Genomic DNA, 26,055 nt, shown 5'->3' with positions numbered 1-26,055 from the left:
TTATACAATAAGAACGCGCTTAAAGTGCCAAAAGTATCTAAAAATTAGTAATTAACTTACAAATAATAAGACAAATAATGTATGTCCGCCGGAGCTAAGTATACGGAACCAGCCGCAAAGGCCTGCCGGTCCGTGGCTACCTCACAGGAGAGTTCGGTAAACCTGTTTAACCGGTCCACCAGAAATTTCGCGTTGGAATCTATACTGAGATGCTGCACTACGAAAATGGCAGCAGGAAGATCAGCGGGTAGTTTCGACAAAAGTTTAGTGAGTGCCTGCATACCGCCGGCGGAAGTGCCAGTAACAATTACTTTAACATATAAAAGTTGTTTTCAGTAAAATGTTCGGTTTAAGGGTGTCTGAACCATTGTTTACACAGTTTAATCGGCACTGTTGAATACTCTCCGGCCCGCTGGCGCACGTGCCGCTCCGCAGCAGAAAAGAAAAAGATACCGGCACTACAAAATGAACCTTATGATGCCCTAAAGTGGTAGATTTGTAGTCTGCAGTTAATTCATTATTCTTCCGTATAACTAAGGTATGGCAAAGTCGGCTAAGCAGAGCGCTAAGAAAGCGTTGGGGAACCAGGGCCGCAAAACGACAGCGAACGAATTGAATGTGATCGGTATTGGCGCGTCGGCGGGCGGCTTGCAGGCGCTGGATGCTCTGTTTAGCAGTGTGCCTCATGATGGCGTAGCCTATGTAATAGTGCAGCACCTGTCTTCGGAGCACCGCAGCCTTTTAACCGATCTGCTGAAGCAATACTCCATTTTAGATGTGTTAGAAGCAGAGCAAAACATGCCGGTAGAGGTAAACAAAGTGTATGTGATCCCCAACGACAAGGAGCTCACCATTACAGAAAACCACCTGCACCTGCTGGACAAGACAGAAACAGGCCGCTCCAAAACTGTAGATACTTTTTTTACCTCCCTTGCCGCAGATAAAAAGGAGCGTGCCATAGGCATTATACTTTCCGGCACAGGCACGGATGGTACCGAGGGCGCAGTTGCCATCAAAAAAGCGGGCGGTATTGTGCTCGTGCAGGCCCCCACTACCGCCAAGTTCGACAGCATGCCCTTGAATGCCATTAATACCGGCTTCATCGATTTTATACTGCCACCGGAGCAAATGCCGAACGAGATCTTCAATTATCTGAAAGTAAAACCCCTGACCAATCAGTTAACGGAACTGATTAACAGCGAAACGGAATCTTCTTTCTACCAGATCCTGGAAATGGTGCACGATCGTACCGGCATTGATTTTAGCAACTATAAACGGCCAACCATTATCCGGCGAATCAGCCGGCGCATGGTGGCAATTGATATCAGCCGCCTGGATGATTACCTGGAGTACCTGAACCTGCACAGCAGCGAGGTAGAGGTCCTGCGCAAGGAATTCCTGATCGGGGTCACCAAGTTTTTCCGCGACGAAGAAGCCTACCTGGTACTGGCAACAAAGGTTATCCCTGCCCTTGTCGATAGTAAAAAACCTTCGGGGCAGCTGCGCATCTGGGTGGCCGGTTGCTCTTCCGGCGAAGAGCCGTATTCCATTGCCATTCTGGTAAGGGAGTACATGGATAAGGTTAAAAAAGAGCTGGAGGTAAAGATCTTCGCCTCCGACATTGACCGTAAAGCCCTGGATTTTGCCAGCAAAGGCATTTATCCGATGAGCAGCCTGACAGAAGTGTCGGAAGAGCGCCTTAACGGGTTCTTTGTTAAAGATGAAGGGAAATACCGCATCACACAGCGGGTACAGCGCATGGTGATCTTTGCCCCGCATAACGTATCAAACGACCCGCCGTTTAGCAGAATAGACCTGGTAAGCTGCCGCAACATGCTCATTTACATGAACCCGGTGCTGCAGAAGAAGGTAATCGACAAGTTTCATTATTCCCTGCTGGTGGGCGGCTTCTTGTTTCTGGGTACCAGCGAGAGCATCGGAGACCTGAAGAGCTTCGAAGAGATCAACAAGGAGTGGAAGATCTTCCGTAATCTGGAGCCTGCCCAGTCGTTGGGTATCGCCAATACGTTTGTTGGCACCGCGCTGAGCAGGAGAAGCCCCAGCGTGCCTTTAGCTAGCTTCCCGCGGGAGTTATCGGCCAAGCACTTAATGCAGCAAAGCTTTATCAAGGTGCTCAGCCAGACTATACTGGAAGAATATGACTATGCCGCCGTTTACATCGACGAAAATTATGATGTGCTGCACGGTACCGGTAAGTTTAAGCACTACCTTGATTTGCCCGATCATAACTTTACGTTAAACCTACTAAAACTTGTTTCGCAGGATCTGGCGGTAAGCCTGGGTTCCATTCTCAGCAAAGTCATACTCGATAATAAAAAGGTAACGGCGCACGGCATACAGGTGCGCGACGGCAATACGCTCCGCTACATCAATGTGGCAGCCAAGCCATACCTGTCCGAAAAGAAGCCCAAGCAGCGGTTTATACTTGTCTTGTTCTCCGAAGACCAGCCGCGCACACCCCTCGAGGAAAATCAGGTGGCGGTTTTGAGCAACGACCGCTACGAACACCGGGTGCAGGAGCTCGAAATAGAACTGCAGTATACTAAAGACGACCTGCAGGCGGTAGTAGAGGAACTAGAAATGGCGAACGAGGAACTGCAGAGCACCAACGAGGAACTGCAGTCGCTGAACGAAGAGTTGCATACCATCAACACCGAGCACCAGTACAAGATCAAAGCTTTAATGGAGTTGGATGATGACCTGAACAACTACTTCCGCAGCACCGATATCGGGCAGATCTTCGTAGACCGGCAACTCATCATACGCAAGTATACGCCAGCGGCCACGCACCTGATCAACCTGATCGAGAGCGACATCGGGCGCTCCATTTACCAGATATCAAACAACCTGCGCTACAATCACATGATCGAGGATATCCGCCATGTGATCACATCTACTAAAACTGTTGAGCGCGAAGTACAGGACAAACGCGGCATCTGGTACAAGATGCGCATTCTGCCCTATATAACACAGGAGCGCCGTATCGACGGGGCTATCATTCTTTTTGTGCAGATAAGCGAACCGAAGACCCTGCACCTGATGCAGACCGGCATCCTGAACAGCTCCCCTAACGCTATTATGGCGCTAAAGGCGATCCGCAGGCATGGGCACCCAATCGTTGATTTTGTTATCATCACAGCCAACCAAAAGGCACAGGAATTATTTAACCGCGCAGATGCGAGCCTGGCAGGCCAAACCCTTGGGAAAGAGCTGCCGCAGCTACTGGAGCAGGACCTGTTTGAAGAATTTGTGCAGGTGGTGGAAACCGGCCAGATACTGAACGTGGAGAAACAGCTCACTACCAATAACAATTTCTGGCTGCAGATTACTGCCATTAAGTTTGATGATGGCATGGTGCTCACGTTGCACGATGTTACCAAGCGTAAGCAGTATGAACAGCAACTGCTGCAGCAGCAGGAAGAAATCAAGGCCAGCGCCGAACGTTTCCGCAGATTGCTGGAAGCTGTACCGCACATTACGTGGACGAACAAACCGAATGGCGAAAACAATTCTTTCAACGACCAGTGGTACAAGTATACCGGCCTGACTGTTGAGGAGTCAGCTGGCTGGGGCTGGACCAAAGCGTTTCACCCGGATGACCTGGAAGCACTTTTGCCAGGATATGAAGCCTCGTTAGCTGAAGGCAAGATCGTTAATGTACAGGCTCGCATTCTGAGTTATAAAGACAATGAGTATCGCTGGCACCTGATAAAAGACGTGCCGATCCGAAACGAGCAGGGCGAGATCAACTTATGGGTTGGCACCGCCACCGATATTCAAGACCAGAAAGAGCAGAGGAAGATAATATTCAGCTCCGGCTGTCGCAGCAGCGCGAAATCCTTACAGCTGTGCTGCAGACACAGGAGACAGAGCGCAGACGCATTTCGGAGGCCCTGCACAACGGCTTGGGGCAGGTACTCTATGCTACAAAGCTGCGCATTAATGCAATAAAGCTGGACGGAGAGCGAAATAAAACCGAAGTCGCGCAGATAAACGAACTGTTAAAGGAAAGCATTGATATCACGCGCGATATTTCTTCAGAACTATCCCCGTCAGTTCTGAAGGACTTCGGCCTTAAAATAGCTATAAAAGAAATGGCGGAGCGATTTAAGACCTCACATTTGAAAATTTCCACCAGTGTCAGTGGCTTTGATGCGCGCATCAATTCTACTGTGGAGCTATCGTTGTACCGGATCATACAGGAGTTACTCAACAATATGGCCAAGCACGCAAAAGCTACAAAAGCCTCCATTGAATTAACCGCAGAAGAAGACCTCATCGTTTTAGAGGTACGCGACAACGGCATTGGCATTGCTGAAAAAGAACTTGGCAAGATAACCGGCCTTGGTCTGCACAGCATCCGGAACCGCGTAGATCTGCTGGGTGGCAACATGGAGATAAAGTCGGGCCCTGGCAAAGGCACCGTGTTCAAGTTCAGATTCAAACACTAAGCGCTCTGTGCGAGGTATAAGTATAAGTATAAAGGCCTGACGGAAAGAGACAGCAACAGCATCCATTAAGGTATGCGTTAAAGTAGAGGTCCGTCAGGCCACTACTAATTTGCTGCGCACGCTGCCGTTTTGCAGTTTAAGGGTATGCGTGATGCTGGCGGGGAGTTCCTGCTGGTAATGGCTGACGTAGATGAGCGTGGTCCTGCTGCTGGCACAGATAGCTTCCACCACCTGCTTAAAATGTTGCTGCTGCCGGGCGTCCAGCCCCTGGCACGGCTCATCCAGTATAAGCAGGGGCGGGTTTTTAGCCAGCGCACGGGCAAGCAGGCACAGCCGCTGTATACTGGCCGGCACGCTCCGGAAGTGGTGGGCTGCGTAGGCGTCGATCTCCAGCAGGTGCATCCAGCGCAGGGCCAGGGCAGCATTGGCAGCTTCAGACGCACGCATCAGCCCCAGCGAATCGTAGAAGCCGGACTCAATCACTTCCAGGCATGTGCTGCCCGCCGGAAAGTACTGAAACAATTCCGGCGAGACATAGCCGATCTGCTTTTTAATATCCCAGATGCTTAGCCCCTTCCCTTTTACTTTGTCGAAGAGGACGATCTTGTTGGCGTAAGCCTGCGGGTTGTCGCCATTAATAAGGCTCAGCAGCGTTGATTTGCCGGCTCCGTTGTGGCCTAGCAGCGCCCACCGTTCTCCCTGCCGCACCGTCCAGTTCACGTTGTCCAGAATCAGGTTTTCGCCGTATCGGATATTTACCTGCTGCATGCCAACTACCACCTCATACGTACTATAAGGCCGTAACGAAAGCAGTTCGCGCAGCTCTCCTGTGGCGATCTCACCTGGAACAGGCAACTTAAACCCGGATGTCATGAACTTCGCCCTGCTCGTTTGTTGCACTAATATGCCCCGCTCCAGCACAGCCACATGCGTCACAGCCTCGGGCACTTCAGCGGGAGACGTAGCCATGAGAAGCGTAATACCGGAGCGGGCGATTTCCTGCAGCAAATGGTTTAGTTCTTCCCGTGCAGCCACATCAAGCCCGGCAAAGGGGTTGTCAAGCAATAGTAACAAAGGGTTCTGGAGCAAAGCCGCGCCAATTAGTAGTCGCCGCGTCTCGCCATTCGACAGCTTAATGAGGTGCTTGCCAAGCAGGTGCTCTAGGTGCAGCCGTTCCGTAACGTAGCCGTAGGTCCATACCTCAGAGGCAGTAGGCGCCACAATGGCCTGCAGGTAAGCCTCTACTGTCGGAATATCATCCAGATGCGACGAGTCGAAACGCTGCTGATAGTAAAACTCAGTGGTATTGGAGTGGGTGCGGAAGCCATGCCGGGCAGAAACATACCCGATGAGCCTGCTCCGGTTAAAAAGCGGATCTTCCTGCTGCTGCTCGCGCACCACCTCATCCAGCAGCGGATAAGCGGCTTGCCCTTTGGAGATGGGGAGCTTTCCGGCCAGGGCATCCAGCAATACACTTTTACCGGATCCGCTGGGGCCTACCAGCGCCCAGTGTTCTCCCCTGCTTACAGCAAAGCTAAAGTTCTCCAGCAAAATATGGTGCTGGTAACGCACCGTGATACCGTTATACTTTACAACCTGATTCCTCATGTTCGCATTCGTGTTTCGTAAAGCACTGGCCAGGAAGCTCCTTATACTTATACTTATACTTACCCGCAAGCCTGCTGCCTGCAAGGTCTGCATATTCTGCACCTGAATCAAGCAGCCACTGAAATCATATTACGCAATATAAGCACGAACAAGCCTATAGCAGTATCACCCCCTTCTGAGCTGCTGCATCAGGAAAATATTCAATAAATCTTTGTCTCACAGCTACTGGTGTTATCTGAAATCCTTTTCTACAAGGATTTGTAATGTCTCTTCATCCTCATCATCCCCGAGCGGCATCTGCTCCTCTATAGCGACTTGAGCGGTACGGGCCCATGTTTCTGCGAGCGCAGCCGGCACGTATACTTTAATGCTGTTTGCGATAAATGTGGCCGTTACAGCTTCTGCTTCCTCCTCCCGGATTAGGGAGTAACGGAGCGAGTGCACTGGCGACGGACCGATCTGTGTCGTGGTAGTGACCTTGCCTTCCCTCAAAAACTGTTCAACCTCCTGTTGTGTAAGCCTCAAGCGGAGGTTATTTTCCTGCATTCTGATCTTCATACCTGAAACGTGGCTTGTAGTATAGCTTAGGTAAAATCCTGCTACAATGTAGCACTGCTTGTACGATAAGCAGCTGCGTGAAGGTTACTGTCGAAAGCCTATCACCAAGTGAAAAATAGTGGCCTGATTTATACTTGCCATTGCCCACTTACAGTTTGATCTTGATACCGCCATTTACCACAAAGCCATCTACCGGCGCATAGATGTCTTTGAAGACCGGGTTGGTGATGGTGCCGGTATAAATGGTATCAAAAGCTGTTTGCCGCGTATCCAGCAGGTTTTCAAAGTTGATGAACAGCGAAAAATGCTCCCACAGCTTTTCGGCCATAAATCCTGCCAGCCAGTAGGCGCGACCGGTGGTGCCATCGTTCAGCTGCTGCGGGCCAATGTAATAGCCCTCCAGCCCCAGCTTCAGTTTGTCTTCCACCTCATACATCAGCACATTGTTCAGCCGGTGGCGGGGCACCAGCGGGTATACCTGTTGGCTATGGTTATAATGCTCGTGTACATCGGCCAACGTATACCCCACAAACAGCTTAAAGTCTTGGTAGGTAAGTTTAATGTTTGTTTCGATGCCTTTGGTATCTATAAAACCGCTGGGCTGCTGGTATTGCCAGTAACCGTTATCCAGTGGCATCAGCTCTATCGGATCGTTGACACGGGTATAGAACAGGAGCCCGTTCAGGCTTAGCGTCACCCTATCGTTGAAGAAGGCCGTGCGGTAGTTCACATCATAATTGCCGCCAAAAGAGCGCTCCGCCTTCGTGTTGTGCACGTCCGGTGGCAGCACATTCTGAAACTGTATCCGCTCGGCGTCTTCAGTAAACGCAGTCGGCGCTTTATACCCCAGGCCACCACCTAAACGGGTGGTCAGGTTGGGGCCGATGCGAAACATAGCCGACAAGCGGGGCAGCAGGAAAAAGCCGTAAGCCGAGTGATAATCGCCTCGCAGCCCGGCTTCCAGGGTAAGTTGATCGGATGCATTCCACGTACTCTGGGCAAAGGCGCCAAGAGTGGTATAGTTGTAGCTTCTATCCACCTCGTCCGCCACCTGATCTTCCTTAAACTTGTCAGTCAGCAGGTTCAGCCCGGCCACCCATTCGGCTTTCTCAGACGTGTAGTGGTACGTGGCCTCCGAGAAGCTGGAAAGCTGCGCACCGGAGAAGCGGTACCCGGGCAATTCGATCACCCGGTCATAGTGGCTCACGCTGTTCTTTATCGCAAGAGCCGCGTGCTCGCCTAATTGGTGGTCCAGTTCGGCCTGCGTGCTCAGGCGGTTGGTCTTGTTCCGCTCAAAATAGGCATGCAGCGCATCGCCCTCTCCGCGCAGGTACTGCATGTCGCCGCCCCTTCTTTCCTCTACCGTACTGTTAAAACCTGTATAAAATGTGGTTTTTGGGGTGAGATAAAGGAACAGCTTCGGGTTAAGGGTATAGCGGTTAAACTCCGGAATGGCGGTAAGGCCGATGCCCGCAGGATCGTAGGGCGTGCCGTGGTTGTAAGAGGCAAATATCGTGGTGCCCACCTTGTTAAACTTCTCAGCATAAAAACCGCTGACATCGAGCCCCCGGGCAGACGTGCCGTTCAGCAGAAAATCCAGCTGCCGCTCTTCGGTCGGTACTTTCGAGACCAGGTTCACCAGCCCTGCAATGGCGCCACCGCCATACAGCGTAGAAGCTGATCCTTTAACCACCTCCACCTGCCGCAGGTCGAGCGGGGCGATCTGGAGCAGGCCCAAGCCACCCGAAAAACCGGAGTAGAGCGGAAAGCCGTCGCGGATGATCTGCGTATACTTGCCGTCCAAACCCTGAATGCGGATGCTGGAGTTGTAGCTTGTAGCCGAGGTTTGCTGCGTCTGGATACCCGTACTCTCGTTGAGCATCATCCGGATATCGCCCGGTTTCATATTGCCTTTTTCTGCCAGCTCCTCTCCCGAGATCACCTCCACCCGCGTCGGAATATCGCTGATGGTGCGGCTGCTGCGGGTAGCCGACACCACCACTTCCTCCAGCCCCTCGCCTGCCGGGACCAGTAGCACTGTAAAGGTGGTGTCGGGGTTAGCCAGCGGGAAAGTAACAGCCAGATCCTGCTGCTCATACCCCACATAGCGGAACAGGATATGCTGCACTCCATCAGGCACATTTGGTATGGTAATACGGCCGGCGGCATTACTGCTGCTACCGGTTGTGGTGCCGGCCACTACAGCGGTAGCGCCGATCATGGGTTCGCGGGTGTCAGCAGCCCGAATCAGGGCATTGAAAGTATGCTGGCCGTGAGCCAGCGTCGCACTCCCGAGCAGGAATACGAAGAGCACAAATTTTTGCAAGTTTGAAGTCGCTAATGTTCAGTTAAAATGCTGCCGGGTTGCCAGCCAGCTGTTGGTGCGGAGCGCACCGGAACGGACGCATTAACTTACTTTCGGGGGTTGCCAGATAGCGCAGCAAACTGGAACAGGAGCAGCTACCCGGCACAAAGTATGGTAAACAACCAAAGAAGGTACAGCCATACTAGCGAAAAAGGAAGGGCTTTCGGAAAGCGTAAAGCCGGTACAGGAGCCACAGGCAAAAAAGGCGGAGCAGCTTTTGCAGTCCTGCGGGTGCTGCTTTTCAGACGCCTGGGCTACTCCTGCCTGCTCCTTTTCGTCGCAACGCTCCCCTGCACAGCACGGAACGGCTGTGAGCAGCAGAACGTAAGCAGCAAGTATAAGCCCGAGGAACTTCATGCTGCAAAAATAACTAAAACAGGCCAGAATCAGGCGATGAAAGTAAAAGGATGTTTCCTGAGGCTGCACCAGGTACGTTTATCTTTCGCTAAGTATGGCTCCGGAAAGGCCACTCGTTGCTCAGCTTCGCTTTGATAAAGTATACCACAGTGCCTGCTGAGATCACAGCTAGTCCTGCTGCTACCATGGTGAGACCTGTCGAGATCAGAATGCCAACCCACATGGCAATGGCGATGATAACAGGCAGCGGAAACAAGGGCATTTTGAATGGAAACGCGCTGCTACTCCGGGCTCTGCGCAGCAGCAGCAAGCCCACTGCCTGCCCGATAAACTGGATGAGGATGCGCATGGCCAATATGGCACTGATCACATCGCTTAGTTTAAACAACATACTGAACACAAAAGCCACGCCTCCCAAAAACAGCAGCGACACATACGGGAAGTGTTTGGTGGGATGCAGCCGAGCGAATACCTTAAAAAAAGCACCATCTGCCGCCGCTGCATACGGAATACGACTATAGCCCAGGGTAGCAGAAAATACCGATGCAAAGGCTACCCACAGGATCAGGCAGGTTGCGATGGTGGCTGCCGTATTTCCGGCCAGTTGCTGAATGAATACGCTCACCACAAACGGGCTGTCTTTGGCCTGCTGCCAGGGTATTACGCTCACCACGCTGATATTCATCATCAGGTACAGCACAGCAATACCGGCAATGGACAAAAACATACTGCGGGGTATATTTTTGGTTGGGTTTTTTATTTCCGCACCCAGGTGGCACACATTGTAATATCCCAGGTAACTGTACACGCTCTTCACGCTGGCAAAACCAATGGCTGTAACAAAGGCATAGTTAAGGGTAAGCCCGTCGTTCATCTCCCGCACCGGCTGTACAAAATTGCCATGTGCAATACCCCCGCCAATGATCCAGAGCATGGTCACGATTACGCCGCACCACAGCAGGACACTAATCCGGCCTACGGCTTCAATCTTCCGGTAAAGCAGGATCACAATTAACACCACCACCGTACCGCTCACCAGTTTGGAGGTAAGAGGCGTGAGCGGCACCAGGTAGGAGAAGTAAGAGGCAAAGCCAATCGCAGCAGATGCAATCACCAGCGGCGCCTGTATCATCGTTTGCCACACGAACAGGAAGCTCATAAACCGACCGGCACCGTTCTTGCCATACGCTTCTTTCAGGAAGTTGTAGCTGCCGCCTGCCATGGGGAAAGCAGCGCCCAACTCGCTCCAGATCATAGCATCTACAAAAGACAAAGCCGCCCCGGCTACCCAGGCATATAAGAAATATGGCCCGTTCATCATGCCAATCACCATCGGGAGCGTAATGAATGGCCCGATCCCTACCATGTCGATCATGTTGATGGCCGTGGCCTGCCCCAGTCCGAGGCGTCTTTCTAAAGTATGTTCCGTCATGTAGAATTATAGCATACGTACCTGTAAAAGGAAGTGAATGATCGCTTGATATACCAGATGTTCCCGAACAAAAGGGAAGCTTCCCTCTTCAATCAGCAAAAGCTTCCTGCTCCAAGATAAACATTTTTTTGGTTGACCTGCTGCACCTGTCACGGGCAGCAACCGGTGGCTCTATGCCCGATCAACAAGTATAATCCTGCAAAGCAGCGATTTACAGGCTCAGGCTCCTAGTGGTTTTTTAAAAGTATAAAGGTCCCGCCTCAAGCAGAGGCAGGACCTTTATACTTGTTCTGGTCAGGACCAGGTTATAAATTAAAGGTGATGCGGGTAAACAGGAAACGACCGTTATACCCGAACTGCTGCGCACTGCGCGAATATACAAAGCGGCCTGTTCCGGAGTTGGCTGCAGCTACTCTGTCGGGGTACACATCCAGCAGGTTATTGGCACCTATCGTCAGCTTCAGGTTCTTGGTGAATGTATAGCCCACGCTTACATCCGTCACCACTTTGCCGGTATACCAGTCCTGCGCCGTTACAGTATTGGTAGCCTCCTGCACTTTGCCGAAGTATACATTGCGCAGAAAGAAGTCCCACTTATCAAGCCCATAGTTAAAGGTGAGGTTGAACTTGGTTTGCGGAACCGCGGAACCCAGGTAAATGCGGCTTGCCTCGTCAAAATACGTGCTCTCGCGCCCGGCCAGCAGTGGCGAAGAATGAATGTCGCCCACCAGATCCGTTTTGGCAAAAGTACCTGCCAGACTTCCTGAAAAACGACCACCGCCTAAGCCTGTAACGTAAGTCAGCACGGCATCTACTCCTTTTGTCTCTGTATCAATGGCATTGGTAAAGAAGCGGGCAGAACCAGCATTAGCCTGGTCCAGCAAACGGTTCACTTCCTGCTGCTGCGGCGTAGGGTTATCTGTTACTTTACCAAACTGGCCGGTATAAACTACGCGGTTGTTGATGCGGATCAGGTAGCCGTCCACGGTCAGCTTAAAGTTGCCGAATATACTTGTAAAGCCGGCGCTATAGTTATAGGAGGTTTCCTCTTTTAACTTAGGGATGCCCAGCAGGTTGGCTACGCGGCTCTGGTTTGTGAACGTACCAGACTCGATAAATACGCCGCTGGTGAAAATGGTGGAAGTGGCGCTATAGTACTGCTGGTGCAGCGAAGGTGCCCGGAAGCCGTTGCTGATGGCGCCGCGCAGCGTAAAAGCATCTGAAAAGATATACCGTCCTGCCAACTTACCGTTCAGCGTAGAGCCAAAGTCAGAATAATTTTCGAACCGGGCGGCGGCATCCACCATAAAGCGGCTTGTAAAGTTTAGCTCCACATCGCCATAAGCGGCCACTGACGTACGCGATACATTCACGGCATTCTTCGGACTGAAACCTGGAAAAGACTGCGAACCACCGGCGAAAGGCGATCCGTTCGCCGCAAAGCGCGTGTTTACCGTTCCCTGCGGGTCCGGGATAAGAATGTCATTTCCAGCACCATCAACACCTACCAGCGTAGCCTTGCCATAGTTCACATACGAGGCTTCTTCACCGGCAATAATCTGGTAATTCTCATAACGGTGCTCGGCGCCATACGCTATGTTAATGCCGCTCATCACATCTTTGTAAAAACGGCTGAAATCAAGGTTGGTCGTGTTCTGCGTGAATGAGTAGCCTCCTGCCTCAAAACTAGTTGGCGAAGCGGTAAGCAGCGAAGCATTCATCGTATGATCCACCGAAAAGTCGATGGCATTCTGGCCGTACGTATTGCTGAAATCGACCTTCCACTCTCCCAGTGCACCGCGTATACCCACTGCCAAAGACTGATCTCTGTTGTCGGTTACGATCAGCGGCAGAAAGCCATTGGGGTAAATGACGGCATTGGTCTGTGTGAGCTGCGCGGGCGTACGGTAAAAGGCTGCGCCTTCGCCGTGGCGCAGGTTCAGACCGCCAAACGCGTATACTTCGGCTTCTTTGGTAACCGGCACAGCAGAGTTAAAGAACAGGCTTCCGCCCCGGTTGGCTGATTGCCCCACGCGGCCGCTGAAATCATTGCGCGTTAAGCCTCTACGGGCCAGCTCCTGCTCCGTAATATCTACCCCAGTAGGTGTTTCGCCCGGAAAAGGGTTGTTGTAGTCGGTGAAGATGGTGCCAGTATAATCGCCGCCACGATCCGTATAGTTGCGGTAATCGTAGGAGCCGGCCAGGTTCAGGTAGCCGCCATTGGCTCCCAGCGGCACGCCATAGCTGGCATTTGCCTGCACGTTCTCACCGTCAAGTCCATCCTCCGAATTCTTCGATACATACGCACCTGTGGTCACATTCGCGTCGAGCTTGTTCACGGCATCGTTTAGAATGATGTTGATCACACCGGCAATCGCATCGGAGCCATACTGCGCCGAGGCGCCGTCGCGCAGAATCTCAACCCGCTTAATGGCAGCAGTCGGAATCGCATTCAGGTCGGTGCCTACAGAACCTTTGCCAAAGCTACCGTTGATGTTTACCAGTGAGGAAGTATGGCGCCTTTTCCCGTTAATGAGCACCAGCACCTGGTCTGGTCCCAGGCCACGGAGCGAGGCCGGGTCAATGTGGTCGGTGCCGTCGGCCAGCGTCTGGGTATTAGAGGTAAAGGATGGCGCCACGTAGTTGAGAATTTGATTTAGATTTACCTGCGGCGCATCGTGTGTAATTTCGCGGATGTCGATCACGTCTACCGGTACCGGGGTGGTGAGCTGCGAACGGGGTGCACCCCTGGAGCCAACAACCACCACTTCGTTCAGGTTTTGTGCTGAATTCAGCACAAAATCAACGTTGAGGGTCTGCCCTGCTGCTACGGTTACCTGCTTTTGCACTGACTCATACCCGATATAGCTGGACACCAACGTATAGGTGCCCGGTGTGAGTTTCAGCTGATACTGCCCGTTTTCATCGGCACTCGTTCCGGCCGACTGGTCCAGGGTTCTGACCGTGGCACCGGCCAGCGGCTGAAAGCGGTCCCGCACCGTTCCTTGTATCGTTTGCCCAAACATCTGATGCGACCAGAGCATCAAAATGAATAGGAGTGTGTAAAGTTTTTTCATTGCTAAATATTAAAGTGATCTAAAATAACTGATTTGGAGTAGCCTAATGGTTGTGCTTATTGTCGGTTTGCGGTGTCAAAATTTTCAATCAAACAGAAAAGCTTTTTAATTGTTGGTATGAATAACTTTAAGAGGGCAAAGCTGCTCTCTTAGCTTTTGGAGAATTTGCCTGAATCGTTGTATATACATCTTTTTACAGCTATACGAAAATATAACGGATGTATCCGTAGAAACTTAGAAAAGGGATAAAAACGAGTGGCAGAAACACCTGTACTGCTGCCTATCTCTTGGCTACAATGGCAACTAAATGGCTTTATATGTGGTACAACTTCTACAGAATCTTCCAGTAAATGATACATCTACTATGCTGTTACAAAAAGGGACCATTGCTCCGGACTTCGAACTAAATGCCACGCCTGACCAGAAATTAAAGTTAAGCGACTTGAAAGGCAAACGCGTTATACTTGCCTTCTACCCTGCTGACTGGAGCCCTGTCTGCGGCGACCAGATGTCGTTGTACAACGAAACGTTGAAATTCTTTGAGAAGCACAATGCCCAAATGGTTGGCCTTTCGGTGGACAGCAAATGGTGCCACAATGCTTTTAAAGAAAACCGCAATATCCACTTCCCGCTGCTAGCCGATTTTGAACCGAAAGGAAAAGTGGCGCAGGAATATGGTGTGTATAATGCAGAGAAAGGGGTAAGCCAGCGGGCACTTTTTGTACTGGATGAAGAAGGCAGAATTCAGTGGAGCTACCTGTCACCGGAAAGTATAAACCCCGGAGCAGACGGCATTCTGGATGCGCTCGATGAAATGGACAAGCAACAGAAAGAAAAATAAGCTATGGCACATCTTAAGCCGCCGGTAGAATCATCCGATCACCAGACTGGCAACAACAATGCACAAGTTACGCTAGTGGAGTATGGCGATTACCAGTGTTCGCATTGTGCGCACGCCTACCCCCTCGTAAAACAATTGCTGGAGGAAAAAGGCGACGATTTCCAGTTTATCTTCCGGAATTTTCCCCTGCGGGAGTCTCATCCGCTGGCCGAGCTGGCGGCGCGGGCAGCAGAAGCTGCCGGGGAGCAGCACCAGTTTTGGGAAATGCACGATAAAATTTATGAGCACCAGCGCGAGCTAAGGGAGGACAGCTTTGAGCAGTTTGCCCGTGAGCTGCGACTAGACCTGAATCAGTTTTCCAGCGATATGAAAAGCGATGAGATTGCCTCGAAAGTAGAAAGAGACTTCGAGAGTGGCATCCGTAGCGGTGTAAATGGTACGCCTTCCTTTTTTATCAATGGCGAAAAGCTGAATTCCTACGACGGCAGCTATAAATCGCTGAAGCAGGCTCTTTCTTCCTAACTCCCAGCATCATAGTATAAGTATAAAGGCCGCCAATGGAATTCGCTGGCGGCCTTTATACTTATACTATGATGCTGCTTATTTGCTCTTGAACTGTTGAATCGCCTGTCGGGTAAAATCGGACAACACCAGGGTGCCGCTGATACCTGCCCGCTCCGACAGTAATTGTTCCCAATGCTCCGTGCCCTGCCAGAAGATCTGCTTCATCGCACTCAGTGCCTCCAGGTTATACGAAGCCAGTTTAACGGCAAAATCCTGCACCGCGACATCCAATTCATCTATACTATCAAACACACTGGCATACAGGCCTTTGTCTTTCGCCCAGGCAGCGGAGCGGAATTCGGTGGCATCCAGCGCCAACTCAGAGAAAGCAGCCACACCTATTTTTCGCTCTACGGCAGGACCCACTACAAAAGGTCCAATGCCGATAGCCAGCTCACTCAGTTTTATAGCGGCATGTTGGGTAGCAAAGCAATAGTCGGTAGCGGCAGCAACGCCTACCCCCCCGCCAATGGCTTTGCCCTGTACACGCCCAATAATAATTTTGGAAGAGGTGCGGCAGGCATTAATCACTTTGGCAAAACCTGAGAAAAAGGCCAGTCCCTGCTCTTTATTCTCTATCGCGATCAGTTCATCAAAACTGGCTCCGGCACAAAACGTGCGGTCGCCTTCGCTTTGAAGTATGATGACATGCGTGCGCTCCTCCTTCCCGGCTTTAATGATTGTCTCAGCCAACTCGTTCAGCAGCGCGCCCGGCAGGGAGTTGTGAGAAGGGTGAAAAAATGTAATGGTGCTGACACCCTGTTCGTTAGTAGCAATAGTTACTTTTCCGGCTGCAATGGAATTGGTTTTGCTCATGTATGAGGGGTTATTTCACAGTTCTTAATGGTATACTTACTTGAATAAAAGTTAAGCGGTGGATTACCTTTGGTAGTAGTAGTATAGGTATACCCATTCAGGTTTATAGAATCGTTTAAAGCTAATCCTGGTTTTTCTTTTTTACCATCGTCATAATAGTGGCAATGGCAACAGTTTCGCCTGTTTCGTCGGTTACGTCTACCAGCCACTTTACGATGCCTTTGGCAACGTCCTCTTCACTGCGCTTCTCCTGCCCTACTTTCTCTTTCACCGTCAGCTTTACGCCTAAGGTCATGCCCGGGTAGACAGGTTTGGTGAAGCGGCAATCTTCCAATCCGTAGTTCAACAGCACCGGTCCTTTCTTCGGGTCCACGAACATACCAGCCGCCTTGGAGAGAATATAATAACCATGCGCCACCCGGCCTTCAAACAGGGTACCTTCCAGCGAGGTAGCATCCACATGCGCGTAGAAATGATCCCCTGATACATTGGCAAAATTAGTAATATCGGCTTCGGTCACGGTATGCCTGTGCGTTACCCAGGTTTCCCCGATCTCTAGCTCTTCAAAGTGCTTGCGGAACGGGTGTACGTCCAGTTCTATCTGTTTTGCCCCCTGCTGGTATACGCCCGTAATAGCCGTCACCATGGTGGGCGAGCCTTGGATGGCCACCCGCTGCATAAAATGCTTTACTCCGCGGATGCCGCCCATTTCTTCGCCGCCTCCTGCTCTGCCTGGTCCGCCATGAATCAGCTGCGGCATCGGCGAGCCGTGGCCCGTGCTCTCCTTTGCACACTCCTGGTTAAGTATAAGGATGCGGCCATGATAGGTGGCTGCGCCATAGGTAAACTCCTGCGCAATACGTGGATCGGCGGTAGCGATAGAGGACACGAGGGAGCCTTTGCCCATTTTAGTAATAGCTACCGCTTCGTCAATCGTGCGGTACGGCATCAGCGTAGCCACCGGTCCGAAGGCTTCCACTTCATGGGTATCGGTGTATCGGAACGGATCAGCATTGAGCATCACAATGGGCGAGATAAAGGCACCTTTTTCAGCATCTGCCCCTACCACCTCTACCTTCTCCAGATCGCCATACACAATAGGCGTTTGTTTTGCCAGTTCGCTTACCTGCTCCCGCAGTTTCTGCAGTTGTTCTTTCCCCACCAAAGCGCCCATGCGTACGCCCTCTGCCTGCGGATTGCCAATAGCAGTTTTAGAAAGCTCGCGACCTAAGGCAATCTGTACGTCCTCCACTAGTTTCTCCGGCACAATCGCCCGCCGGATAGCCGTACATTTCTGCCCTGCTTTGGACGTGATTTCCTTGCGTATCTCTTTGATGAATAAGTCGAATTCCGGTGTTCCCGGTACAGCATCCTCACCCAGCACGGCACTGTTCAGCGAATCGGCTTCCATGGTAAACGGCACCGCTTCCTGAATCAGCCGGGGATGCGCCTTGAGCATCCGGCCGGTTTTGGCTGAGCCGGTAAAGGTCACCACATCCTGCGAGGTCACATGATCTAGTATTCCTTCGCCGGTACCGGTAACCAGCTGCAGCGCGCCCTCCGGCAAAATACCCGAAGCGATGATCTCCCGCACAACAGCCTCAGTCAAATAAGCCGTGATAGGAGCTGGTTTTACAATAGCGGGCATACCGGCCAGCAGGTTAACGGCAATCTTCTCCAGCATGCCCCATACCGGGAAATTATAGGCATTTATATGAATGGCAACGCCTTCTTTCGGCACTAAAATATGATGGCCGATAAAGGTGCCGCCCTTCGAAAGGCCGATAGGCTCATCTTCTACAAAAAAAGGCTTATCCGGAAATTTACGGCGCAGCGAAGCATAGGCAAAAAGGTTGCCGATGCCTCCTTCAATATCAACCCAACTGTCGGCGCGGGTAGCACCGGTACGGTAACTGAGCTTATAAAAATCTTCTTTTCTGGAGGTAAGGTGCAGGGCCAGCGCTTTCAGCATCAGCCCACGTTCCTGGAACGTCATCTTACGCAGGGCCGGATTTCCTTTCGCCCGGGCATACTGCATCATGGCATCAAAGTCCAGGCCGCCGCTATAGGCGAGGCAAATGACTTCGCCTGTCACCGCATCTACCAGTTCGCTTTCTTTTCCGGAACCGGGTATCCATTGCCCCAGCGCATAGTTTTCCAGTTTAGTGCTCATATTGTTCGTTTCGTTTGTCCTGCTTTTTAAGTATGAACGCTTTCGCTTTAAAGTATAGCCTGTATATTATTTCTGTATGACGCTATACTAAACTTTCTCAATAACAACAGCGTAGCCCTGCCCTACGCCCACGCACATGGTTACCAGGGCATAGCGCTTGTTCTGTTTCTGTAGTTCTATGGCAGCGGTATTCAAAATTCTGGCGCCGCTCATACCCAGCGGATGACCTAAGGCGATAGCACCACCATTCGGGTTGATGCGCGGATCGTTGTCTTCCAGGCCAAACGCTCTGATGCAGGCCAGGCTTTGCGAGGCAAAGGCTTCGTTCAGCTCAATAATATCCATGTCGTCCAGGGTTAAGCCTGCTTTTTTCAAAGCGATCTTGCTGGCGGGTACCGGGCCTATGCCCATCACGCGCGGCTCTACACCGGCTACACCCATCGACACCATACGGGCCTTAGGTGTGAGCTCATACTTCCGAACGCCCTCTTCGGAAGCAAACAGCAAAGCCGCTGCCCCGTCATTAAGCCCGGAAGCATTGCCCGCTGTAACGGTTCCTCCTTTTTTAAAAGCCGGCCGCAGCTTAGCCAGTGCCTCCAGGGTGGTGGTTGGTCTTACAAACTCATCTTCCTCAAAAAGGATCGGTTCGCCTTTGCGCTGCGGAATTTCGATAGGTACAATTTCTTCGGCCAAACGGCCGCTTTCCTGTGCTGCAGCTGCCTTTTGCTGAGAGCGCAGGGCAAACTGGTCCTGGTCTTCGCGGGAAATGTTATCACGCTCGACCAGGTTCTCTGCTGTCTCTCCCATGCCGTGCGTGCCGAAAAGCTCCTCCATTTTAGGGTTCACAAAGCGCCATCCGAAACTGGAGTCGAACATCTGGGCATCGCGGCCATAGGGCGTGCTTGTTTTGGAGATCACCCACGGACCGCGTGTCATGTTCTCCACACCGCCGGCTACAAACAAATCGCCGTCGCCACACTGGATCGCACGGCTGGCAGCGATAGCCGCCGATAAGCCCGAGGCACATAGGCGGTTGATGGTTTCGCCGGGCACCGACCAGGGCAAACCCGCCAGCAGGGAAGCCATGCGGGCCACATTCCGGTTATCTTCACCAGCCTGGTTGGCACAACCAAGTATCACATCGGCTATACCTGCGGCATCTACAGACGGGTTGCGCTTCAGCAGTTCTTTGATCACCAGAGCAGCCAGGTCGTCCGGCCGTACGGCAGCTAGGGTTCCTCCGAAATTACCGATTGGGGTTCGGATGCCATCTATGAGGTAGGCGTCTTTCATGTTGTTTATATGTTAAGGAAGCCCAACAGATTACGTACTTCCGGTATTCATCTATACTTGCCTGATCTTTTTACAGGCATTTTGCCATACGTATGGCTTGTTATCAGGGCGTGCGTTTAGCAGTTTGGCTGGTGCCTCTTCCAAGGAGCTAATATGTTTCCTTATTATAAAAGCTCCCGGCTGGTGCGGTAAGAAGTGCCCTTAAAAAGAGCAAGCTGTACCCCGTCCTGGTTGGTGAGACGTATCTGGTACACCCCCACCTTGTGCTTCAGGCTTTCTTCTTTTGCTTCTACCGTAATGATGTCGCCTTCCTTTCCTGCCTCCATGTAATCCATGGTGGTGCTGAGGGCCACACTCATCCTGCCGTGGCTGTTACAGGCAAAGGCAAAAGCGCTATCGGCAGCCGCGTAACTCACGCCGCCATGCAGGCTGCTAAAGCCATTCAGCATGTCGGGGCGCACGGTAAAGTGGAGGCGGCAGTAGCCCTCCCGCACTTCGTCTACTTGCAAGCCAAGCCATTTGCTGAAGGCATCGTGGCGCAGCATGAGGTCCAACACTTCCTCAGCTTTGCTTTTGGTTTGTTCAGGCTTGCTCATGTTGAAAAAAGGTTTGGTTTGATTTCACCATTTTGCGGAGCAAGGGGCTGGCCCGGTAACGATCCTCGTGGTATTCCGCATACAATCCGTCTAATGTCTCCAATACGTGCGCTAAACCTAGCTCATCGGCCCAGGCCAATAATCCTTTGGGGTAATTCACTCCTTTGGTCATAGCCAGTTCCAGATCTTCTTTGGTAGCAACACGCAGCGCCAGTGCATCCACCGCTTCGTTAACCAGCATGGTGAGGATGCGGTTCAGGATGTACTGTCCCAGTTCCTCATCACGCACCGGCTCCGGCAGCTGTGCTCCCTCTCCGTAAGTATAAAAGCCACGGCCTGACTTACGGCCATAGTATCCGGCTTCAAACAGCCGCTTTTGGGTAAAAGAAGGTTTATACCTCGGATCGTAAAAAAAGGAGGCAAATACCGATTCAGTCACTCTATAGTTCACATCATGGCCGATGAAGTCCATGAGCGTGAAAGGCCCCATCCGGAAACCACCTAACTCGGTCATAGCCCAGTCGATGGTAGCGGCATCAGCTATACCTTCTTCCAGCAGTCGTATCGCCTCCCCGTAAAATGGGCGTGCCACACGGTTCACAATAAAGCCTGGGGTATCTTTTACAACCACCGGCACCTTGCCCCACGACTGAACCAGTTGCTTCATCTCTTCAGCCAGTCCTTCTCTTGTCTGTACCGCCGGGATGATCTCCACCAGCTGCATGATGGGGGCCGGGTTAAAAAAGTGAATGCCGATAAAACGCTCCGGATGCTGGCAGGCCGCCGCAATGGAGGCAATAGAAAGCGAAGAGGTATTGGTAGCCAGCACACATTCTTCAGATACCAGCATCTCGATCTCCCGGAACAGGTTTTGTTTCACCTCCAGGTCTTCTACCACAGCCTCCAGTATGAGGCTGCAACTGCCAAAGTTCTGATGCTGTTCAGTAAACGTAATGCGGCTGCTTATTTCTGCGGCTTTTTCAGCCGTAATCTTTCCTTTAGTAGCCAACTTTTCTAAGCCGTTTTTTATACTTTGTTCCGCCCGGTCCAGCGCCTTGGAGTTCTGATCGAGCAGGTATACCTGGTGGCCTGCTGTGGCAATGACCTGTGCAATGCCCGAGCCCATAGCGCCACTGCCTATAATCCCGACTGTCATTGGCCTGTGAAGTTTGGTTTCCGCTTTTGAATGAATGCCTGCACGCCTTCTTCAAAATCTGCCGTATGACCTGCTTTCTGCTGGTAGGTGGCTTCATTCTGAAGCTGCTCTTTCAGGTTAAAGTCGAAGGTGCAGTTGAGCAGTTGCTTGGTATAAGCGAGGCCTTTGGTAGGCATCTGCGCCAGCCGCTGCACCAGGCTTTGTACTTCACTGTCGAAAGCCTCATCTGCGAATGCTTTATAGATCATCCCCATTGCTAAGGCTTCGGCGGCACTCACTTTGTCGCCTGTCATCATTAGGGCGCTTGCCCGCTGCAGCCCGATCAGGCGAGGCAGGAAATAGGTGCCGGCACTGTCCGGAATCAGGCCAATTTTGCTGAAGGCCTGAATAAATGAAGCTGACTCTCTTGCCACTACAATGTCGCAGGCCAGGGCAATGTTAGCACCTGCTCCTGCTGCCACTCCATTTACGGCTGCCACTACCGGCTTATCCAGCTCGCGCAGCTGCAGTATAATCGGGTTATAGTGCCTGATTACAAGCTCGGATATCTCCATACGTTCCGGTCCGGTTGCTTCTGCCAGATCCTGACCGGCGCAAAAGGCCTTGCCTGCACCTGTTAACAGCACGGCGCGTACCTCGGCATTCTGCTGGCAATGCTGCAGGTGCTCCTGCAGGGCCAGGGCCATTTCCCGGTTAAAGCTGTTGTATACGTCCGGCCGGTTCAGGGTAATGGTGGCCACGCCATTGCTCAGCGAGAATTGAATGTAGTTCGATTCGTTCATGTTTTATTTCAGGCATTTAAAGTAGTCAAAAGGCTCCATGCAGCTGTTGCACTGGTAGAGCGCTTTGCAGGAAGTAGAGCCAAACTGGCTGATAAGTTTTGTGTCTTCTGATTTACAAAGCGGGCAACGAACAGTCACATCCCGCCCAAAGAGGGCATTCGAATCTCCGGTTGGTGTAACGGGCGGCGCAATGCCATAGGCTTCCAGCTTCTCTTTCCCCGCCTCCGACAGCCAGTCGGTCGTCCAGGCAGGGCTGAGCTGCGTCTTTACCTGCACCTGCGGATATCCCTCCGCCAGCAGCTTCAGCCGGATTTCAGCTGCAATGGTGTTCATGGCGGGGCAGCCGGAGTAAGTTGGGGTGATAGTTACCTGTACGTCTTCGTCCTGCACCTGCACGTCACGCACAATCCCCAGGTCCACCACGCTGAGCACCGGAATTTCCGGGTCGTATACATCCTCTAGGTAGTGCCAGATTTCCGCTTCCGTTGCCGCTGTCATGCCTTTTACCATTCTAATCCCGGATAAGCTCGCTGCAAGTATTGCAGCTCTGCCAGGATGTAGCCCAGGTGCTCGGTATGCCGCCCCTCTTTTCCGCCTGACTGCATCCATACCTCCTGCGGCACCGGCAACGTTGCTTCGGCAAATACTTTGGCCACATGTGCGTCCCAATCCTGCTGCACCAGGCTGTAATCCGGTACAATTCCCTGTGCAAACAGCGCTTTTTCGGTGGCTGTCATTTTAAAAGGCTCTCCGGAATAAGGCCACAGTTGCGCTACGGCTTTTTTAATCCGCTGCCTGCTTTCTTCTGTTCCGTCTCCTAAGCGAATCACCCATTCAGAACTCCATTTCATATGATACTGCGCCTCCTTCACCGACTTTTCAGCAATGGCGGCCAGCCGGAGGTCGGAGCTTTGCTGCAGTTTTTTCAGAAAAAAGTAGTGAAAGGTATCGAAGATAAACTGGCGCAGCACGGTATCGGCAAAATCGCCGTTGGGCTGCTCTACCAGCAGGAGATTTTTATACGCTACCGCATCGCGCAGAAAAGCCAGGTCGTCTTCCGAACGGTTCGCCCCCTCCAGCTCGGCAGCATACTGGTACAGGCTGCGGGCTTCCCCAATCAGGTCGAGCGCCGTGTTCGACATGGCCAGGTCCTGTTCCAGCACAGGCCCATGCCCGCACCACTCCGACAGGCGGTGCCCCAGGATGAAGCTGGTATCTGCCAGCTGCAGGGTATACTCCAGCACTTGCTGGCGTAGCTCCGGCGTATAATCCTGCAGGGGCGTCCGGATTTCCTGCGCTTGCAGTGCGGCGTTATGGTGAGTTTCGTGGTGCATGCTTACATATTTTTAATTTGCTCCGGCACGTAGTAAAAGGTCGGGTGACGGTATACTTTGTCATTGGCCGGATCGAAGAAAGCAGTGGCCTCATCAGGGTTAGAAGCATGAATATTTTTGGATTCCACCACCCAGATGCTTACGCCTTCCATACGGCGCGTATACACATCCCGCGCATTCTCTATCGCCATGGCGGCATCGGCGGCATGCAGGCTACCGACATGCTTGTGATCCAGACCTTGTTTGCTTCGGATAAAAACTTCCCAAAGGGGCCACTCTTGCTTGTTCATATGGTTTTATACTTTGAACCTGTATGGTGTTTATTTATAAAGCTGCCTTAAAACTTTCTGTCCCTATTCTCCAGCGCTGCTGGCGCGAGTTTGCAGCTCGTGCTTTGAAATTCTAAATTGGTACTAGTACGAGCTACAAGCTCGCACTAGCAGGGCTTATACCGCTTTACACTAAGTTGACACAAGCGGAGGCTTTAAAAATTTAAGCTGCCTGCTCTGATTTGGCTTTTTCACGGCTGGCTCTCTTTTCGGCATGGGCCAGGGCAGCTTCACGAACCCAGGCGCCTTCTTCGTAGGCTTTCTGGCGGGTGCTGATACGGTCTTTGTTGCAGGGGCCATTGCCTTTCACCACGTTCCAGAACTCTTCCCAATCGATCTGCCCGTAGTCGTAGCCGCCTTTATCCTCGTTCCATGTCAGGTCTTTGTCAGGCACAGTCAGACCCAGAAACTCTGCCTGCGGCACCATCATATCTACAAAGCGTTGGCGCAGCTCATCGTTCGTAAAACGTTTGATCTTCCAGCGCATCGACAGCTCCGTATTAGGCGACTCCTCGTCTTTTGGTCCGAACATCATCAGCGTAGGCCACCACCAGCGGTTAAACGCCTCCTGCGCCATACGCTTCTGCTCCGGCGAGCCGTTGCACAAGGTCATCATAATCTCAAATCCCTGGCGCTGATGGAAGCTTTCCTCCTTACACACCCGCACCATCGCCCGGGCATAAGGCCCATAGGAGGTGCGGCACAAGGGCACCTGGTTCATAATGGCTGCTCCGTCCACCAGCCAGCCAATAGCGCCAATATCGGCCCAGGAAAGCGTGGGATAGTTGAAGATACTGGAATACTTAGCCTTGCCGCTGTGCAGGTCTTCGATCATCTGGTCGCGGGAGGCGCCCAGCGTTTCGGCAGCACTGTACAAGTATAAACCATGTCCGGCCTCGTCCTGCACTTTGGCCAGCAGGATGGCTTTGCGCTTGAGCGAAGGCGCGCGCGTTATCCAGTTGCCTTCCGGCAGCATGCCCACAATCTCAGAGTGCGCATGCTGTGATATTTGGCGGATGAGCGTTTTGCGGTATTTGTCCGGCATCCAGTCTTTGGGCTCGATGCGCACTTCGTTGGCAATCTTCGCTTCAAACTGTTCTTCTAATCCTATCGCTGCTGTTTCCATAATGCTTTATACTTTATCGCTTTCGTGCGTTTGCGTCTGAATCAATCCTCTTACTGGTCAAAGTCAACCACTACCTTTTCTGTCAGCGGACGCGCCTGGCAGGTTAATATATAACCGGCATTAACCTCTTCGGGTTCAAGCGAGTAGTTGACGTCCATCTCCACCTGGCCCTCTACCACCCGTGCCCGGCAAGTGCTGCAAACGCCTCCTTTGCAGGAGTAAGGCAAATCTGCCCCCGCCTCCGTAGCGGCATCCAGAATGGTGTTGCCGTAGTACGACATGCTCAGTCGCCGTTCCACGCCATCGAGTTTCACGATTACCTCGCTTTGCTTGTCCTCCTCCCCAGTCGGCCGCTCTTTCTGCTGCGCAGCTTTTTTGCCGCCCTCTGCCGTAGTAAATAATTCATAGTGGATTTTATCTGCTTCCACGCCTCCTTCCACTAAAGCCTCTTTCACCCCAAATATCATCTCTTCGGGTCCGCAGATAAAATACTCATCCACCTGCGCTGCCGGAATAATCTTCTGGAGGAAAAGCGTTGTCTTCTCTTTATCTATACGGCCAAAAAGGATGTCGGAGTCACCATGCTCGCGACTCAGGATGTGGTAAACGCTTAGGCGGTCAAGGTACTTATCTTTCAGCCCTTCTATCTCTTCTTTAAAGATGATGGAGTTACGGCCCCGGTTACCATAGATCAGGTATACTTCGCTTTGCGGCTCTGTCATCAGAATGGTTTTGATGATCGAAAGCACTGGCGTAATGCCGCTTCCCGCTGCAAAGGTTACATAAAGCTTCTTGTTTTCGGGGTGCAGTTCGGTATAGAAGCGGCCCATGGGTGGCATTACCTCCAGTTCCTCCCCCACCTGCAGCGCCTCGTTGGCGTAGCTGGAGAAGCGTCCTTCCGGTACTTTTTTGATCGCCACCCGCCACTCGTTCTCTAACGGGCTGGAGCAGATGGAATACGAGCGCCTGATTTCCTCGTTATTAAAGTGACGCCGGAACGTGAGGTACTGCCCTTGGGTATAGCGGAACGTATCCTGCAGTTCCTCGGGCACGTCCAGCTCCACCGTTACGCAGTCGTGTGTCTCCTTCCGGATGTTTTTGATCTTTACTTTATGAAATCGGCTCATTCGTTCTTACATCTTACTTCTGGCATGGTTAGCCTAAAACCTGCCGCTC

At 52.0% G+C, this 26,055-nt stretch carries 22 protein-coding genes; 4 read left to right on the top strand and 18 right to left on the bottom strand.

The annotated features are described in order from the left end of the window. Positions 1 to 56 precede the first annotated feature (56 nt). Positions 57 to 308 (bottom strand): chemotaxis protein CheB, encoded by a 252-nt coding sequence (locus ABDW72_RS02310; RefSeq protein ID WP_347157072.1) that lies wholly within the window; start codon positions 306 to 308, stop codon positions 57 to 59. A 232-nt stretch (positions 309 to 540) separates the two neighbouring features. Here ABDW72_RS02310 and ABDW72_RS02305 point away from each other — a divergent pair, with 232 nt between their 5' ends. Next, on the top strand, positions 541 to 3,972 hold the full coding sequence (locus ABDW72_RS02305) for a CheR family methyltransferase (protein ID WP_347156838.1): 3,432 nt from the start codon (positions 541 to 543) through the stop codon (positions 3,970 to 3,972). Further along, positions 3,870 to 4,472 carry a sensor histidine kinase gene (locus ABDW72_RS02300; RefSeq protein WP_347156837.1) on the top strand — a complete coding sequence of 201 codons (603 nt, stop codon included), beginning with the start codon at positions 3,870 to 3,872 and terminating at the stop codon, positions 4,470 to 4,472. Before ABDW72_RS02305 ends, ABDW72_RS02300 begins: the two co-directional genes overlap by 103 nt. A gap of 93 nt (positions 4,473 to 4,565) precedes the next feature. Here the strand turns inward: ABDW72_RS02300 and ABDW72_RS02295 are convergent, their stop codons facing one another. The 6 genes from ABDW72_RS02295 to ABDW72_RS02270 form a co-directional block, all read right to left on the bottom strand. Continuing rightward, on the bottom strand, positions 4,566 to 6,080 hold the full coding sequence (locus tag ABDW72_RS02295; RefSeq protein WP_347156836.1) for an ATP-binding cassette domain-containing protein: 1,515 nt from the start codon (positions 6,078 to 6,080) through the stop codon (positions 4,566 to 4,568). A 231-nt stretch (positions 6,081 to 6,311) separates the two neighbouring features. Further along, positions 6,312 to 6,638, bottom strand: a complete 327-nt coding sequence (locus ABDW72_RS02290) for a DUF7009 family protein (protein WP_347156835.1) — start codon at positions 6,636 to 6,638, stop codon at positions 6,312 to 6,314. A gap of 148 nt (positions 6,639 to 6,786) precedes the next feature. Then, entirely contained in the window at positions 6,787 to 8,952 is a 2,166-nt protein-coding gene (locus ABDW72_RS02285; protein ID WP_347156834.1) for a TonB-dependent receptor, read from the bottom strand. Positions 8,953 to 9,045: 93 nt separating this feature from the next. Beyond that, positions 9,046 to 9,360: a DUF6660 family protein gene (locus tag ABDW72_RS02280; protein ID WP_347156833.1), complete on the bottom strand. Its 315-nt coding sequence runs from the start codon at positions 9,358 to 9,360 to the stop codon at positions 9,046 to 9,048. Between the two features lie 88 nt (positions 9,361 to 9,448). Further along, entirely contained in the window at positions 9,449 to 10,792 is a 1,344-nt protein-coding gene (locus tag ABDW72_RS02275; RefSeq protein WP_347156832.1) for an APC family permease, read from the bottom strand. Between the two features lie 305 nt (positions 10,793 to 11,097). Further along, on the bottom strand, positions 11,098 to 13,869 hold the full coding sequence (locus ABDW72_RS02270) for a TonB-dependent receptor (protein WP_347156831.1): 2,772 nt from the start codon (positions 13,867 to 13,869) through the stop codon (positions 11,098 to 11,100). A gap of 364 nt (positions 13,870 to 14,233) precedes the next feature. Between ABDW72_RS02270 and ABDW72_RS02265 the strand changes: the two genes are divergently transcribed. Then, positions 14,234 to 14,710 (top strand): redoxin domain-containing protein, encoded by a 477-nt coding sequence (locus ABDW72_RS02265; protein WP_347156830.1) that lies wholly within the window; start codon positions 14,234 to 14,236, stop codon positions 14,708 to 14,710. 3 nt (positions 14,711 to 14,713) lie between these two features. Beyond that, positions 14,714 to 15,232 (top strand): DsbA family protein, encoded by a 519-nt coding sequence (locus ABDW72_RS02260; RefSeq protein ID WP_347156829.1) that lies wholly within the window; start codon positions 14,714 to 14,716, stop codon positions 15,230 to 15,232. 78 nt (positions 15,233 to 15,310) lie between these two features. Here the strand turns inward: ABDW72_RS02260 and ABDW72_RS02255 are convergent, their stop codons facing one another. The 11 genes from ABDW72_RS02255 to paaE form a co-directional block, all read right to left on the bottom strand. Beyond that, positions 15,311 to 16,090: an enoyl-CoA hydratase/isomerase family protein gene (locus tag ABDW72_RS02255; protein ID WP_347156828.1), complete on the bottom strand. Its 780-nt coding sequence runs from the start codon at positions 16,088 to 16,090 to the stop codon at positions 15,311 to 15,313. 121 nt (positions 16,091 to 16,211) lie between these two features. Then, on the bottom strand, positions 16,212 to 18,263 hold the full coding sequence (gene paaZ, locus ABDW72_RS02250) for a phenylacetic acid degradation bifunctional protein PaaZ (protein ID WP_347156827.1): 2,052 nt from the start codon (positions 18,261 to 18,263) through the stop codon (positions 16,212 to 16,214). 87 nt (positions 18,264 to 18,350) lie between these two features. Next, positions 18,351 to 19,556: a 3-oxoadipyl-CoA thiolase gene (gene pcaF / locus ABDW72_RS02245; protein ID WP_347156826.1), complete on the bottom strand. Its 1,206-nt coding sequence runs from the start codon at positions 19,554 to 19,556 to the stop codon at positions 18,351 to 18,353. Positions 19,557 to 19,720: 164 nt separating this feature from the next. After that, positions 19,721 to 20,152, bottom strand: a complete 432-nt coding sequence (gene paaI / locus ABDW72_RS02240) for a hydroxyphenylacetyl-CoA thioesterase PaaI (RefSeq protein ID WP_347156825.1) — start codon at positions 20,150 to 20,152, stop codon at positions 19,721 to 19,723. Beyond that, a complete protein-coding gene (locus ABDW72_RS02235; protein ID WP_347156824.1) occupies positions 20,139 to 21,308 on the bottom strand; it encodes a 3-hydroxyacyl-CoA dehydrogenase NAD-binding domain-containing protein in 1,170 nt (389 codons plus the stop codon). The genes paaI and ABDW72_RS02235 overlap by 14 nt, the downstream gene beginning before the upstream one ends. After that, the gene (locus tag ABDW72_RS02230; RefSeq protein ID WP_347156823.1) at positions 21,305 to 22,090 is read right to left on the bottom strand and encodes an enoyl-CoA hydratase-related protein; all 786 of its coding nucleotides are present in this window, start codon (positions 22,088 to 22,090) and stop codon (positions 21,305 to 21,307) included. The genes ABDW72_RS02235 and ABDW72_RS02230 overlap by 4 nt, the downstream gene beginning before the upstream one ends. A 3-nt stretch (positions 22,091 to 22,093) precedes the next feature. Further along, positions 22,094 to 22,588, bottom strand: coding sequence for a 1,2-phenylacetyl-CoA epoxidase subunit PaaD (gene paaD, locus ABDW72_RS02225; protein ID WP_347156822.1), 495 nt, complete (start codon positions 22,586 to 22,588; stop codon positions 22,094 to 22,096). A 5-nt stretch (positions 22,589 to 22,593) separates the two neighbouring features. After that, positions 22,594 to 23,424, bottom strand: a complete 831-nt coding sequence (gene paaC / locus ABDW72_RS02220) for a 1,2-phenylacetyl-CoA epoxidase subunit PaaC (protein ID WP_347156821.1) — start codon at positions 23,422 to 23,424, stop codon at positions 22,594 to 22,596. Positions 23,425 to 23,426: 2 nt separating this feature from the next. Next, positions 23,427 to 23,714 carry a 1,2-phenylacetyl-CoA epoxidase subunit PaaB gene (gene paaB / locus ABDW72_RS02215; protein ID WP_347156820.1) on the bottom strand — a complete coding sequence of 96 codons (288 nt, stop codon included), beginning with the start codon at positions 23,712 to 23,714 and terminating at the stop codon, positions 23,427 to 23,429. Positions 23,715 to 23,916: 202 nt separating this feature from the next. Further along, positions 23,917 to 24,879, bottom strand: a complete 963-nt coding sequence (gene paaA, locus ABDW72_RS02210; RefSeq protein WP_347156819.1) for a 1,2-phenylacetyl-CoA epoxidase subunit PaaA — start codon at positions 24,877 to 24,879, stop codon at positions 23,917 to 23,919. A 50-nt stretch (positions 24,880 to 24,929) separates the two neighbouring features. Then, entirely contained in the window at positions 24,930 to 26,006 is a 1,077-nt protein-coding gene (gene paaE, locus ABDW72_RS02205; protein WP_347156818.1) for a 1,2-phenylacetyl-CoA epoxidase subunit PaaE, read from the bottom strand. Between the last annotated feature and the right edge of the window lie 49 nt (positions 26,007 to 26,055).

Source organism: Pontibacter chitinilyticus (assembly GCF_039748935.1).
Taxonomy (GTDB): Bacteria; Bacteroidota; Bacteroidia; order Cytophagales; family Hymenobacteraceae; genus Pontibacter; species Pontibacter chitinilyticus.
This window is presented reverse-complemented; position numbering and strand designations above follow the sequence as displayed.

Excerpts from the sequence above, each read along its gene's own strand:
- ABDW72_RS02230 (WP_347156823.1), bottom strand. The coding sequence starts at position 22,090 with ATGAACGAATCGAACTACATTCAATTCTCGCTGAGCAATGGCGTGGCC.
- ABDW72_RS02295 (WP_347156836.1), bottom strand. The coding sequence starts at position 6,080 with ATGAGGAATCAGGTTGTAAAGTATAACGGTATCACGGTGCGTTACCAG.
- paaE (WP_347156818.1), bottom strand. The coding sequence starts at position 26,006 with ATGAGCCGATTTCATAAAGTAAAGATCAAAAACATCCGGAAGGAGACA.
- ABDW72_RS02275 (WP_347156832.1), bottom strand. The coding sequence starts at position 10,792 with ATGACGGAACATACTTTAGAAAGACGCCTCGGACTGGGGCAGGCCACG.
- paaD (WP_347156822.1), bottom strand. The coding sequence starts at position 22,588 with ATGACAGCGGCAACGGAAGCGGAAATCTGGCACTACCTAGAGGATGTA.
- ABDW72_RS02290 (WP_347156835.1), bottom strand. The coding sequence starts at position 6,638 with ATGAAGATCAGAATGCAGGAAAATAACCTCCGCTTGAGGCTTACACAA.
- ABDW72_RS02265 (WP_347156830.1), top strand. The coding sequence starts at position 14,234 with ATGCTGTTACAAAAAGGGACCATTGCTCCGGACTTCGAACTAAATGCC.
- ABDW72_RS02280 (WP_347156833.1), bottom strand. The coding sequence starts at position 9,360 with ATGAAGTTCCTCGGGCTTATACTTGCTGCTTACGTTCTGCTGCTCACA.
- pcaF (WP_347156826.1), bottom strand. The coding sequence starts at position 19,556 with ATGAAAGACGCCTACCTCATAGATGGCATCCGAACCCCAATCGGTAAT.
- ABDW72_RS02260 (WP_347156829.1), top strand. The coding sequence starts at position 14,714 with ATGGCACATCTTAAGCCGCCGGTAGAATCATCCGATCACCAGACTGGC.
- paaA (WP_347156819.1), bottom strand. The coding sequence starts at position 24,879 with ATGGAAACAGCAGCGATAGGATTAGAAGAACAGTTTGAAGCGAAGATT.
- ABDW72_RS02235 (WP_347156824.1), bottom strand. The coding sequence starts at position 21,308 with ATGACAGTCGGGATTATAGGCAGTGGCGCTATGGGCTCGGGCATTGCA.
- ABDW72_RS02305 (WP_347156838.1), top strand. The coding sequence starts at position 541 with ATGGCAAAGTCGGCTAAGCAGAGCGCTAAGAAAGCGTTGGGGAACCAG.
- paaI (WP_347156825.1), bottom strand. The coding sequence starts at position 20,152 with ATGAGCAAGCCTGAACAAACCAAAAGCAAAGCTGAGGAAGTGTTGGAC.
- ABDW72_RS02270 (WP_347156831.1), bottom strand. The coding sequence starts at position 13,869 with ATGAAAAAACTTTACACACTCCTATTCATTTTGATGCTCTGGTCGCAT.
- paaZ (WP_347156827.1), bottom strand. The coding sequence starts at position 18,263 with ATGAGCACTAAACTGGAAAACTATGCGCTGGGGCAATGGATACCCGGT.
- paaB (WP_347156820.1), bottom strand. The coding sequence starts at position 23,714 with ATGAACAAGCAAGAGTGGCCCCTTTGGGAAGTTTTTATCCGAAGCAAA.
- ABDW72_RS02255 (WP_347156828.1), bottom strand. The coding sequence starts at position 16,090 with ATGAGCAAAACCAATTCCATTGCAGCCGGAAAAGTAACTATTGCTACT.
- paaC (WP_347156821.1), bottom strand. The coding sequence starts at position 23,424 with ATGCACCACGAAACTCACCATAACGCCGCACTGCAAGCGCAGGAAATC.